12 protein-coding genes are annotated in these 12,350 nt (G+C 47.4%); 3 read left to right on the top strand and 9 right to left on the bottom strand.

All coding sequences use genetic code 11. The features are described from left to right. Positions 1 to 5: 5 nt before the first annotated feature. The 6 genes from EQU24_RS02415 to EQU24_RS02390 form a co-directional block, all read right to left on the bottom strand. Positions 6 to 908, bottom strand: a complete 903-nt coding sequence (locus EQU24_RS02415) for a DMT family transporter (RefSeq protein WP_017841029.1) — start codon at positions 906 to 908, stop codon at positions 6 to 8. Between the two features lie 162 nt (positions 909 to 1,070). Beyond that, positions 1,071 to 2,027: a YbgA family protein gene (locus EQU24_RS02410; protein ID WP_017841030.1), complete on the bottom strand. Its 957-nt coding sequence runs from the start codon at positions 2,025 to 2,027 to the stop codon at positions 1,071 to 1,073. A gap of 26 nt (positions 2,028 to 2,053) precedes the next feature. Beyond that, positions 2,054 to 2,473 carry a DUF1499 domain-containing protein gene (locus EQU24_RS02405; protein WP_040575665.1) on the bottom strand — a complete coding sequence of 140 codons (420 nt, stop codon included), beginning with the start codon at positions 2,471 to 2,473 and terminating at the stop codon, positions 2,054 to 2,056. Between the two features lie 16 nt (positions 2,474 to 2,489). Next, on the bottom strand, positions 2,490 to 2,954 hold the full coding sequence (locus tag EQU24_RS02400; protein ID WP_026130211.1) for an SRPBCC family protein: 465 nt from the start codon (positions 2,952 to 2,954) through the stop codon (positions 2,490 to 2,492). Further along, complete coding sequence (locus EQU24_RS02395; protein WP_014146886.1) at positions 2,951 to 3,472, bottom strand: lipocalin family protein; 522 nt, start codon at positions 3,470 to 3,472, stop codon at positions 2,951 to 2,953. The genes EQU24_RS02400 and EQU24_RS02395 overlap by 4 nt, the downstream gene beginning before the upstream one ends. A gap of 313 nt (positions 3,473 to 3,785) precedes the next feature. Continuing rightward, positions 3,786 to 5,147, bottom strand: a complete 1,362-nt coding sequence (locus EQU24_RS02390; protein WP_017841033.1) for a cryptochrome/photolyase family protein — start codon at positions 5,145 to 5,147, stop codon at positions 3,786 to 3,788. Positions 5,148 to 5,604: 457 nt separating this feature from the next. Between EQU24_RS02390 and EQU24_RS02385 the strand changes: the two genes are divergently transcribed. Next, positions 5,605 to 6,780 (top strand): NAD(P)/FAD-dependent oxidoreductase, encoded by a 1,176-nt coding sequence (locus tag EQU24_RS02385; protein ID WP_017841034.1) that lies wholly within the window; start codon positions 5,605 to 5,607, stop codon positions 6,778 to 6,780. A 142-nt stretch (positions 6,781 to 6,922) separates the two neighbouring features. Next, positions 6,923 to 7,543, top strand: coding sequence for a protein-methionine-sulfoxide reductase heme-binding subunit MsrQ (locus EQU24_RS02380; protein ID WP_017841035.1), 621 nt, complete (start codon positions 6,923 to 6,925; stop codon positions 7,541 to 7,543). Here EQU24_RS02380 and EQU24_RS02375 read toward each other — a convergent pair. Together EQU24_RS02375 and EQU24_RS02370 are read right to left on the bottom strand one after the other, a co-directional pair. Continuing rightward, on the bottom strand, positions 7,533 to 9,134 hold the full coding sequence (locus tag EQU24_RS02375; RefSeq protein WP_017841036.1) for an NAD(P)/FAD-dependent oxidoreductase: 1,602 nt from the start codon (positions 9,132 to 9,134) through the stop codon (positions 7,533 to 7,535). The genes EQU24_RS02380 and EQU24_RS02375 overlap by 11 nt on opposite strands. Positions 9,135 to 9,180: 46 nt before the next feature. Further along, positions 9,181 to 10,251, bottom strand: coding sequence for a phosphotransferase enzyme family protein (locus EQU24_RS02370; protein ID WP_017841037.1), 1,071 nt, complete (start codon positions 10,249 to 10,251; stop codon positions 9,181 to 9,183). A gap of 618 nt (positions 10,252 to 10,869) precedes the next feature. Here EQU24_RS02370 and EQU24_RS02360 point away from each other — a divergent pair. Then, complete coding sequence (locus EQU24_RS02360) at positions 10,870 to 11,262, top strand: RNA recognition motif domain-containing protein (RefSeq protein WP_017841038.1); 393 nt, start codon at positions 10,870 to 10,872, stop codon at positions 11,260 to 11,262. A 50-nt stretch (positions 11,263 to 11,312) separates the two neighbouring features. Here the strand turns inward: EQU24_RS02360 and gmk are convergent, their stop codons facing one another. Next, positions 11,313 to 11,933: a guanylate kinase gene (gene gmk, locus EQU24_RS02355; protein WP_017841039.1), complete on the bottom strand. Its 621-nt coding sequence runs from the start codon at positions 11,931 to 11,933 to the stop codon at positions 11,313 to 11,315. Positions 11,934 to 12,350: the final 417 nt, after the last annotated feature.

Raw genomic sequence — 12,350 nt, 5'->3', positions numbered from 1 at the left:
CTTCATCAAGCCCTTCTGATCGCTGTTTTGTTTTTTTCTTTACGCCTGAATAAACCGCTATATTGATGCAGCAGCAAGGCTCCCATGATTAAGCCGGCGCCAATCAGAACCTTTTCATTAAGCGGTTCCCTATTGACCGCATTGCCGATCAATAACGACATAACCGGCGTCACTAAGGTGATCAAGGCAACCTTTGTCGCAGGAACATGGATCAGCACATAATAATACAGAGCAAATCCAATCGTCGTGGCAACGACTCCTAAATACACAATCGATAAAAGGCTCTGCACCGGAATGATATCGGGCCAAACGCCGTCGCCTCGATACCAGGTAATCAAATACAACGGCACTGCTACTAACAAACCGCCGGTCACTTGCGTTACCGACGGCAAGGCCGCACCAATGCGTTTGACTAAAACCGAGCTGGCCGATTGCAAAAATGACGCAAGCGTCACGCCGCCAATACCCATTGCGGCATCCCGGCTAATATCCATAGCCGTGCCGAACATCACCAATAAGCCGGCAAGCCCCAAACCATAAGCAATTAATTGCAATAAGCCAAGACTGCGTTCATTGAGCCATAATGCCGACATGAACGCGGTCAACATAGGCGTCAACCCGAAAATGACCGAGATCCAACCGGACGGAATAAATTGTGCGGCCCAGTAAACCGACAGCATCGCTCCGTAAATTTGCAACGCAACCGCAAAATAAGTCAACCATGCCTTTCGATCGACAGGAAATTTGCGCCGGGCAAACAAGACAAAAGGCAACAAACAAGCCAGTCCAATGACCATACGCGCGGCAACGCCGAATAAAAAACCCGGACCTTCGCCACTCCATTTAATCGCTAAAGGCGTTGTCGACCACAGTACGATGATTAAACAAAAAGCCAGAAAAATACGCATCTAAAAGAACACTGGCTAAACTTGCAATTTAGTGACAAATAACACCTTGAAGCTACGAGGTTTGCCAATAGATGAATCTGGTGATCGCTCCCGCAGAAAACACCTTTCACCTTTCATCCATTATCGCAAGAATGAAAAAGAAAAATAATATAGAGCCCAATCCTAAATCTCATTCAATACCGTCAATTCTTCAGGATAAGGCGACATATAATAGGATTGCCCGATAAACGGGTCCGGCTGCCTGCGAAAATGATGACGAAGCAACGTGATCGGCACGATCAACGGCAACAGTCCCAAGCGATAACGCTCTATCGTTTCGGTCAATTCGGCTTTGTCGTCCGCATCGAGCGATTTTTTCAAATAACCTTGAATATGCTGCAACACATTGACATGATTACCCCGACTTGCCGTTTTTTTAAGACAGCGCATTAAGGCAGTACCATATTGTCCTGCAATTTCCTGGGCGTTGCCTTTAACGGCGCTGGCAGCTAAGCGCCCGAGCTCCCTTGCCTCGTTCTGATCGTGGCTCATCGCAATCAGTTTATGTTGGCTGTGAAAAATAGTGAGCCGACTCGGTGTTATCGGCTCAGCGCACAACAATTTCCAGCGATACATCACATAAACCCGTTGAATAAAATTCTCGCGCAACCTCGGGTCGCCTAAACGCCCCTCCTCTTCCATCGGCATCAGCGGAAAATTGTCTTTGACGAATTGCGCGAAAATGCCCGTGCCGACCCGATCGGCATGATCCTCTCGATATATTTTGACTCGCGTCATTCCACAACTCGGCGAATCCTTCTTCAAGATATACCCGCATAATCCGGAAAGCCAGTGCCGCTGCTGCTCAGCACAACCAAGCAATTGATCGGTCACATCGATACTGTGGTCCTTGACGCCGACGCAACGGACGCCTCGGTCGGTATATCTGAGCTGAATCGTCGGGCGTGGAATACTCATGCCGCTCTCAACCTCCGGACAAAAAGGCACAAACTCGAAATAGTGGCTCAAGGTCTTACGAATATAGGCATTGCTTTTATGACCGCCGTCAAAACGGACTTCCTCGCCAAGCAGGCAACTGCTGATGCCAACCCTGATTTTATGTGCGTGCTCGTTCATCATAGTCTCTCCATGGTGCTATCCATGCGCTATCGATCTGCTGTTTTCGACAACCGCTGATAACGGTTTTTAATCGATTCCAGACGCCTACGGTTGACTCCAAAGTCGGAATAACCGACACGCGATGCGGAACGCAAATGAATTTGCCGATTACCGGAATCGAGTCTAGCTTCGACGTCATCGGTAAAACGCAGCATCGGCGTTTTGAAAATCGCCCAGAGATAGTCGCCGGAAACACTTTTCAACTCGCCTCCTTCACCGCTAATTGCCTGCTGCAGCTTTTGCCAGGCCTCATCCGCCGAAAGGTCGCCGAAGGCTATCGGTTCAATATCGTCCTGCTCACTGTTCACACAGTTAGGCGAACCCGGGCAATTTTTTAAGTGACCGTCAACCAAGCCAGGCGCGATTTCTGCCTGAGCATTTTTAATGAACCACGCAAAACATAGCATTATCAATATCCCCCGTTTAATCATCACTCCCCCATTTTGCCTTGATATAGTCACGCCGGACCGCAAAAATCCGGTCGAGCCTGTCGGCAATCAATAATTGATTGAGTATAACGCCTAGCCAACCCAAAGGCATCGCGTAAAACATGATATCTTCTAAAACAACGCCTTGACCTTGTTCTGTCAGACGCACTTCATGGCTCCAAAATTTGAAAGGCCCGATTCGCTGTTGATAAATAAAATAATTAGGTTCATCGCAATGGCTAATTTCCGAAAGCCATGTCATCGGAAAGCCGAATACCGCCTTCATGCGATAAGCGATCAATAAACCGGCATAAATTCGACCCGGAACGTCGGACGTAATCCTCACGTTGAAAAATTCTGGCGTAATGTCATTCAGATGATGGGGCGACGAAAAAAAATCCCACGCTTCCGACAAAGAAAGCCTCAATGGCTGGCGTCTATAAAGGCGATATAGCTTCACGGTGTTTGTGTTTGTTCGGTATAAATCAACTGATCGACCGCAAAATCTAACTCCTTCGCTTCAGCAACCAATCGCTCGACAATCTCTGGGGCTAGCGTCGGCGTCCGCGATAAAATCCATAAATAATCGCGATCGGGACCCGCGATCATCGCATAATTATAGTTTTCCTTATCCAATGCAATGATGTTGTAACCGCCGTAAAACGGCCCGAAAAAAGAAACTTTCAAGCGGCCGATATCGGGCCTGCCAACGAAATAAGCCTTCCCTTCGGCGCTATCCCATTCCTGGTATTCGGTATTGTAACCCTTGTTGACTACCTTAAGGCCGCCATCGTCTCTCAAACTGTATTCTGCGGAAATATGGGTCAAACCTCTTTCGAAACGGTGATCGAGTCGAGCTATCTCATACCATTTTCCTAGATAGCGCTCGACTTCGAAATTGCCGACCGGCGTAATACCTTCCGGCAAATCAACGCACCCCGTTAAAAATAACAATCCGATTAATATGATACGTTTCATGGTTTTCCTGTGTTCGAACATTGAAATTTGAATAGTGTAGATACCGTTTTGCCGTCCATTTCGCAAGCATTCCGGAGCCACCAAGCTTAAAAAAGATTGCGATGCGTCTACTATGATTTCGACTCCACAAAGTTTACCCTTTCACCTAAATTCGGCAGTTCAACCATGAAGCACATGAGGTTGATGAGGTATTTCAAGAGATTACCTAAACATTGCAGCTAACCTTTCGGGTAAGCGAAAATTTTACACAACCTAATGACAAGTTATTGAATTAAGCTCTTATTCTTCATGGCGAGATGTTTTTCTAGGTTTCTTAGTTTGTGCACATGCGAAACATTTCCTTGGCTTTTTCGCTTTCAAGCCGGTGATCGACGATCGGTTTCGGATAATCGCAGGCCGCAAACTTTTTATCCCAAGTGTGAATAATACTCGGCGCGAACGGGCGTAATTCGGGTATCCACCGGTAAATATACTCACAATCCCCATCGAACTTCTGTTGTTGCAGCCAAGGATTGAAAATTCTGAAATAAGGCTGGGCATCGCAACCGGTGGACGCGGCCCACTGCCAGTTACCGTTATTCACACAGGGATCGTAATCGACCAAATGCTGCGCGAAATAACGTTCGCCCCAGCGCCAACTAATATGTAAATCCTTGACTAAAAAAGACGCGGTAATCATCCGCACCCGGTTATGCATATAACCGGTTCGATTCAATTCGCGCATCCCGGCATCGACGATCGGAAAACCGGTTCTTCCTTCGACCCAGGCATAAAACTGCGCCTGATCATTCCGCCACGGCAATGCGTCATATTTGCGCACGAATGCATGCCCGAATACCTCGGGAAAATGGTAGGCGATATGCGTAAAAAAATCGCGCCAGTAAAATTGACGCAGCAAGGGATGGCCGTCACCCAGCACGCATTGTACGACATAGAAAGCTTCGCGTATCGAAACGGTACCGAATTTCAAATGCGCCGATAACAGGCTGGTCGAGGCCAAAGCCGGGTAATCCCGCCGGTTTTGATACTCTTTAAGGTTTTCCAGGGCATCGAAAATTGCCAACGCCTGTCGACGCCCGCCCCGCAAGTTCGGACCGGCATTCGTTTTGAGTGGTTCGTAGTCGTACAACGGGCATTCCGGCGGCACGCAAAAACGGCCTTCCGCCAAAGTTTGCGGCAAGCCAACAGGAATCCTTCGCGCATTATTGTAGAAAGCGGTAAACACTTTATAAGCCGAGCCATCGCTTTTGAGGGCCTGTTCCGGCTCGTTCAATAGCACATCCGCGCATGAATGCCATGCGATGTCGAGCTCGATACAAACTTGCTGCAAGCGATAATCGCGATGCCGACTGAACGGCGTGTAGTCACGGTTGACAAATACGGCCTCGATACCGCAAGCAAGCACCCAATCTTTTACTATTTTCTCGGGTTCGCCTCGCACAATAGTCAAACATGCGCCGCGCTCTCTAAACTGCTCCCGTAAATCGTCCAGGCTTTGTAGCATGAATTGCAGCGCCGGCCTACTTTGGTAAGGATGCTCATCAATCTGAGACGGATCGAAGATAAAACAAGCCTGCACTTGTTCCGATAAGCGCAATGCTTCATTGAGAGCCGTGTTGTCATCGATACGCATGTCGCGGCGAACGATATAAAGTGATTTTTTATAGCAAGTCATCAGTTGGCAATATCATTTTCTACTTATCAGTCTATCCTTAAATTTTTCGAACGCCAGTCTCGGACGATAATATATACTTCGGACTCAGTAACCTACTGCCGTTAAGTTAAGCCTTCATTGAAATAAGCAAGAAACGAGCATGAAATAACTTCGACAACTGTTGGAAGGGGGTTTGGTGGCTCTATTGACAGGTGTCGGCGGCAGGGAAAAAGCCGCCGTCAAGCCTACCTGAACGTATTCACGGCGTCCTGTCAAGCGAGTCACCGAACCGCCTAAACGCGTACTCCTTGTAGAAGTTATTTAGTGCATATTCCTAATGCTTGCATTCAAGCTCTAATGTAACTCAAAAGCTTGCCATCCATGGCACTGGATTCCGCCAGTCCATGGCGGAATGACGAGTTTCCCTTTATTTAATGGCAGTGACTCAGCAACCAGTACTTCCTAAGCCAGTAAAACCATGAATTCGACTGCAACGCACAACACCATTGACAGCTCCGAAACCCAAGGCGGCCAACCGATACATGTCGTCATCGTCGGCGGTGGCTATGCAGGTTTGTCGGCCTTAATAACGCTGAGAAAAGCTGCACCCGATGCACGCATCACGTTGATCGACCCGAAACCTTGGCACTTGATCATCACAAGACTACACGAAACCATACATAGACCTCTGGAAAGCATTCGCATTTCCTATGAGACATTGGCCGAACGTTTTCAATTCGACCACCGGCAATACGCCGTCGATATCGATGAAAACCGGCTAAAAGACTGGCAGGATCAACGAACCATTAAACTCGACACCGAAACGCTGCACTTCGATTTTTTGCTGATAGCCACAGGAGCCTCTTCCGGCATGCCGCTTCGCCGGCCGAATTTTTATGATTTGACCGCATTGACACTGAATTCAGGGGCCGAGATTCTTGAACGCTTTGTCAGCAATGGCGGACCGGAAAAAACGATCAACCTTATTGGAGGCGGCCCGACCGGCATACAGTTCGCACTTGAAATAGACCATGTCTTAAAAGCGATGCATGCCGATTTTCGGTTGAATGTGTACGATGCGCATGTAAAATTGCTGGGCCAATTTCCGCATGCATTCGGCGATTATGTCGAACAACGTATGATCGAAAAGCGTATCGCATTCATGCCGGAGTGGCATTTTGAAAGTAGCGCCGAACAAATGGCGTATCTGGTGCATAAACAGGGCGAACGTCATAATATTCCGGATTCGCAGCTAACCTTGCTGCTCACCGGAAAAAAACCGCAACCGCTATGGCATGCAAACAGTTCAGGACAAATCCGTTTAGGCAAGCAAACATTGACGCGGATTTTTACCGCCGGCGATTGTTCGCATTACGACATGATGGGGTCGAACTCGATGACGGCTCAATCGGCTTTACGCAAAGGCCGCGCCGCCGCTAAAAACATTCTGCTGGAAGCCGGATTGACCCGTTTTTGTTTGCCTTACATGCACCGCGACATCGGCTATGTATTGAGCCTTGGCCCCTCGGATGCGGTAGGCTGGGTCGGTAACCCCGGCAACATCGTCAAAGGCGTGCCGGCATACTTGATCAAGGAAACGACCGAGATGCAATACGACCTATTGCTTTCCGGCGTGGATAGCTATATCGGTTAAATGAACGGGATAACTGTTGTCTTATCTCGATAAAGTGGTAAGTTAATTTTTAAGCCACGGTTAAGATTGGCTCAAAATAAAACAAAAATCAACCGGTGATTGCCCCCATGAATAATCACGGATATCCGAAATCGGCGGTCGGATGAACAAGTTATCGACCTTCGAAATAAAATGCGCCATTTTTATAATCGCTCTGATTCCTTTTTTGCTGATGCTATGGAATGCCTTGACCGACTCGCTCGGCCCTAACCCGGTCGAAGCTTTGGCTCAAGAAAGCGGCATCTGGTCGTTAAGATTTCTGCTGATTACGCTGGCATTTACGCCGGCTAAGATGATTTTCAAACAACCTGGCCTGCAAAAATACAGACGCGTCGTTGCTTTGTTCACTTTTTTCTATTGCTCGGTGCATTTTCTCATCTTTATCGGTTTCGAACATTCATTCAGTTTTGCTCTAATCATTGAAGATCTCTATACCAGTCCCACTGTAATGGTGGGTTTATTGGCTTATCTACTGCTCGTCCCGTTGACCGTTACATCAACCAATAACATGATGAGAAAACTCGGGAAAAACTGGAAAAAACTGCACAGCGCAGTCTATGTGATCGGCTTACTCGCTATTTTGCATTTCGCCTTGACTGTAAAAGCCGATCTGACCCGACCTTTGTTTTATGGCTTCATTTTATTAACATTATTTGTCATCCGAGGCGTCGTCAGGAACAGCAAAAAAACAACCGCATGCAAAACTGAAGCCGTTAAGGATTAACGATTGCCAGAGCGACCGCTTCCGCTACCTTGATACCATCGACAGCCGCGGAAAGAATGCCGCCGGCATAGCCGGCACCTTCTCCGGCAGGAAACAAGCCTTTGGTATTTAGGCTTTGGAAGTCGACATCACGCTTGATACGGATCGGCGAAGACGTTCTTGTTTCGACACCGGTCAATACCGCATCATGCATTGCAAAACCTTTGATTTGTTTGTCGAATGCCGGCAACGCTTCTCTGATCGCCTCGATCGCAAAATCCGGCAACGCCGAGGCTAGATCGCATAAATTCAATCCCGGCGTATAAGACGGCAATACCGAACCTAAACAGGTGGAAGACCGACCCGCCAAAAAATCGCCGACTAATTGCCCCGGCGCATCGTAATTACCGCCACCCAATTCAAAAGCTTTTCGCTCCCATCGGCGTTGAAACTCAATCCCGGCCAAAGGGCCCCCGGGAAAATCGGTCGGATCGACATCGACGACGATCGCACTATTGGCGTTTCGTTCGTTGCGCGAATATTGGCTCATGCCGTTGGTCACGACATGACCGGGCTCCGAAGTCGCCGCGACCACCGTACCGCCCGGGCACATGCAAAAACTATATACTGCGCGACCGTTACGGCAATGATGCACTAATTTGTAATCGGCCGCACCCAATAGAGGATGTCCGGCCTGCGGCCCGAACCTGCATTGATCGATCATCGATTGAGGATGTTCGATACGAAAACCGATCGAAAACGGCTTGGCCTCGATATAGAAACCCCGTCGATATAGCATGCTAAAAGTATCCCGCGCACTGTGGCCGACCGCCAACACGACATGCTCGGTATCGATACGCCCACCCCCGGCAAGCACTACGCCTTTGACTTGTCCATTGTCAATTTCGATATCCTCGACCCGGCTTTGAAAGCGAATTTGACCGCCCAAGGATTCGATCTCGGCGCGCATCGATTCAACCATTGAAACCAACCGAAACGTACCGATATGCGGTTTATTGACATAGAGTATTTCAGGCGGCGCTCCAGCCTTGACGAACTCGGTCAAAACTTTACGACCTCGATAGCCCGGATCCTTGATTTGGCTATAGAGTTTGCCGTCTGAAAATGTACCGGCACCGCCTTCACCGAACTGCACATTCGACTCCGGGTTAAAATCTCGCTTACGCCACAACCCGAAAGTATCGACAGTCCGTTCACGCACCGCTTTGCCTCTCTCCAAAATAATCGGACGAAATCCCATTTGCGCCAAAACCAAACCGGCAAACAAGCCGCAAGGCCCGGTACCGATGACAACCGGCTGCTTGATCAGACCTTCGGGCGCCTTCGCAACAAAGCGATAAGCCATATCCGGCGTCGGACGAACCTGCGGATCCTTGGCTAAACGTTGCATAATTTCCGCTTCTTTCGTGGTTTCGACATCCACCGAATAAATCAGCATGATCGCGCCACGCTTGCGGGCATCGAAACTCCGTTTGAATATCGTAAATTTCAGTAGCTCGGAAGGTTTAATGACTAATTTTTCGAGAATCGCGGTTTTCAGTTGGTCCGGTTGATGATCGAGCGGCAATTTCAGTTCGGTCAGTCGCAGCATGCTACTTCGGTAAGATGATTTAAAGCCGCGAATTATTTCATAAATATCATTTTCGCACTTGAAATTTCAAAGCGGGCGGAGCTAGTTTTTCTATGATTTGTTCGATAGATGTCTTCCGCCGTTCAATGCTCTCGCAAAATCTGAATTGAGCTACAGCCCGCCATAGATTTTGTTTCGGCTCGGAAACTTTAAAATAAACATCGCCAGACAAATAGTCGGTAAAAAACCGCAAACCCAATTCGAATGGAATCAGCCGTATCGCCGGATAAAGATAGCGATAGTCGCGTTCGGTAAAAAACGCATGCGTTTCGGCCAAGTAATGCGTTAACACCGCTTCGCAAATAGCCGTATCGAATTCGTCGGAGCTTTCGATATGACATAACGAGCGGATGCAATCGCCGATGTCGTAATGAACCAGGCCGGGCTTGACGGTATCCAAATCGATTAGACTGACAACCCGATGCGTATTGCGGTCGAACAAAAAATTATTCAACTTAGGGTCGCCATGAATCACACGCACGGCCAATATTCCCCTTTGCTTTGCATATTCCAACACTTCCGACAACGCTTGTCGTCTATCGATAAAATCAGCGCAATACCGAACCGCTGATGAATCTTGAATTGCCGCCTTCTGACGAACTTGTCGATATTGCCGTAAATAATCCGGCGCGATATGAAAACCGGGCAAGGTATCGTGCAAACGTTCGACACTCAATCCACCGGCTAAACGATGAAAATAGCCTAACGCAAATCCTGCTTGCTCGGCTTGCTTGATATCGTCGACCGTTTCGAAACTAATTGTATTTTCGAGATATTGCAGCGCTCGCCAGATCTCGCCTCGCTCATCTTGATAATAAGATTCTCCGGAAATTGTTTTGACGATGGCAGGAATACGCAGCTTAAGGTCGGATTCAGCTTCTTGCGTTATATAGTTATTCAGTTCGCTCAAGTTGGCCATGATCAACTTAGGCTCGGCAAAAACCCGGGGATTGATCCGTTGCAAAACAAAACGCCCGGATACCGTATCGATTAAAAAAGTATCGTTGATTAGACCGTTACCCAAATCGCTGATTTGGGTGATAACCGATTGCGTAAACCGAGACGCTATCTCATGCATGTGTCTTTACACCGAAAAAAAATAAATATTCGACGCTCTGAAAGAGCAAAACAAAGGAAACAAACCAAAGGGGCGATAGCCAATCTTAGTTGATAGATATTTTTTCTGCTTTCGTAGCCCCATAACACAGTTGCAGGTAAGTAGTAATGGTGTTAATTTGCGGTTAAAAGCTAACGCTCCCAAATCGCTAAAGGTAGTAGCCGTAAATATTACTTAGGAACGAGCATGAAATAACTTAGACAACTGTTTTGGAAGGGGGTTGGTGGCTCGCTTGACAGGACGCCAAGCCTACATGGATGTATTCACGGCGTCCTGTCAAGCGAGTCACCAAACCGCCACAAAGCCTACTACTTGTATAAGTTATTTTGTGCGTATTCCTTACTTATACTCATCGTATATCAAAATTCGGCGCCGGGGTGTCCGTCAAAGGACGCCGTGAATACGTCCCTGTAGGCTCTATGCCAGCTCCATGCTGGCAAAGCCTTTGTCGAACACCCCGACGCCTCCTCTGGTATTGCCGAAATTTGAAGTGCGAAAGGTATAATTATTTCAAATGTTTGAAATACACTATTAAATAATTGAATCGTTTCAAAATAACAAATAACACGTGGTACTGTCATGATTATTTTTATGAGAAGAATTCCGTCTGACACCAACAAATTTGAAATAAAATCATTCATCGAGCCGGCACTTAACGGGAGATTTTTTGCCAAAAAAGGCTACATTAACACGATAAAAATATTACAAATAAGAGACAGTACTCGCAATACCAATGAATATCACGGGCTAGTCAGAATCGAACCCGATTCGGCCGGAGCAAGAGCGATAAAACAACTCAACAAACAACCGATTAACGGCAAAATGATTATCGTGCGCGAGTATTTTCACCGTTGCTGGCAAAACGATCCTCGGATCAGAAAAAACCATTCCGATATTACATTTGCAGACCGAAGAAAAGGCGATAGGCGCCGCAAAACACTGGAAGTCGCAGAAATGCCATTTGAACCATAACTGTCAACTTACAAAAGGTTTCCGGCAATTCATCCGGGGCTTATCATTTTTTACTCCCGGCTCAATAGCTCCTGTAACAGACTCTGCAATGCTTCCTTTTGTTTATCGATATGGAAACGATGTGAAACGACGATACTTATTAACGAATTCAGTGCGCATTCGAATACATCATTGACAATCAAATAATCGTATTCGCCGTAATGGCTCATTTCCGTCACCGCATCGCGCATGCGCCGAGCTATTGTTTCTTCGCTATCCTGTCCTCGATTACGCAAGCGCTGCTCCAATACGCTAACCGAAGGAGGTAAAATAAAAATAGCAATACAATCCGGCAGTATTTTTTTAATTTGTTGCGCCCCTTGCCAATCGATTTCGAGTATCACATCGATCCCTTGATTAAGACTTTCCTCAACGGTCCGACGAGCGGTTCCATAATAGTTATCGAACACCTGAGCATGTTCAAGAAATGCCTGCTCGGAAAGCATTGTCTTAAACTCGTCGACCGAAACAAAAAAATAATCCTGCCCGTCGACTTCTCCGGGACGTTGTTGCCTCGTCGTATGGGAAATCGAAACGGTCAATTTGTCGAGCTCCTCCGTTAACTGTTTAACCAAACTGGTTTTACCAGCTCCAGAAGGTGCGGAAATGATATAGAGATTGCCGGTTGTCATGACTCAAAGGGTATAAAATAAAATGGATGCATTCAGCTGAGCATTATATGTTGTTCACTCTTTCTAGGGAAACTTAGGAAAAAACTCCAGCAATTCCCAATTTGGGGATCAAAAAGGGTGTGGGGTGTGCTTGGCGAGGATGTCGGCAGCATGGAGCTGGCATAGAGCCTACATGGACGTATTTACGGCGTCCTTTGACGGGCACCCCGAGGCCGAATTTTCATCTACGATGAGTAGAGTTTCTGATAAACCGGACACCCAATAATTTCAACCGACACCACACAAAAAGCGCCCAAGCAAAAAATAACCCTAAATAAAACGGCTTAATAACAACAGGTCTGTTACAATGCCGCTAATTCCGGCGCACTTCAGTCTGCGCCGTACCTCGCGGTCACCTCCCCGGTACACTTCGATTTT

This window comes from Methylotuvimicrobium buryatense (genome assembly GCF_005931095.1).
Taxonomy (GTDB): Bacteria; Pseudomonadota; Gammaproteobacteria; order Methylococcales; family Methylomonadaceae; genus Methylotuvimicrobium; species Methylotuvimicrobium buryatense.
The sequence above is the reverse complement of the archived record's forward strand: the minus strand, read 5'-3'. Positions and strand labels throughout refer to the sequence as shown.

Excerpts from the sequence above, each read along its gene's own strand:
- EQU24_RS02415 (WP_017841029.1), bottom strand. The coding sequence starts at position 908 with ATGCGTATTTTTCTGGCTTTTTGTTTAATCATCGTACTGTGGTCGACA.
- EQU24_RS02410 (WP_017841030.1), bottom strand. The coding sequence starts at position 2,027 with ATGATGAACGAGCACGCACATAAAATCAGGGTTGGCATCAGCAGTTGC.
- EQU24_RS02405 (WP_040575665.1), bottom strand. The coding sequence starts at position 2,473 with ATGCTATGTTTTGCGTGGTTCATTAAAAATGCTCAGGCAGAAATCGCG.
- EQU24_RS02395 (WP_014146886.1), bottom strand. The coding sequence starts at position 3,472 with ATGAAACGTATCATATTAATCGGATTGTTATTTTTAACGGGGTGCGTT.
- EQU24_RS02390 (WP_017841033.1), bottom strand. The coding sequence starts at position 5,147 with ATGACTTGCTATAAAAAATCACTTTATATCGTTCGCCGCGACATGCGT.
- EQU24_RS02385 (WP_017841034.1), top strand. The coding sequence starts at position 5,605 with ATGAATTCGACTGCAACGCACAACACCATTGACAGCTCCGAAACCCAA.
- EQU24_RS02380 (WP_017841035.1), top strand. The coding sequence starts at position 6,923 with ATGAACAAGTTATCGACCTTCGAAATAAAATGCGCCATTTTTATAATC.
- EQU24_RS02375 (WP_017841036.1), bottom strand. The coding sequence starts at position 9,134 with ATGCTGCGACTGACCGAACTGAAATTGCCGCTCGATCATCAACCGGAC.
- EQU24_RS02370 (WP_017841037.1), bottom strand. The coding sequence starts at position 10,251 with ATGCATGAGATAGCGTCTCGGTTTACGCAATCGGTTATCACCCAAATC.
- EQU24_RS02360 (WP_017841038.1), top strand. The coding sequence starts at position 10,870 with ATGATTATTTTTATGAGAAGAATTCCGTCTGACACCAACAAATTTGAA.
- gmk (WP_017841039.1), bottom strand. The coding sequence starts at position 11,933 with ATGACAACCGGCAATCTCTATATCATTTCCGCACCTTCTGGAGCTGGT.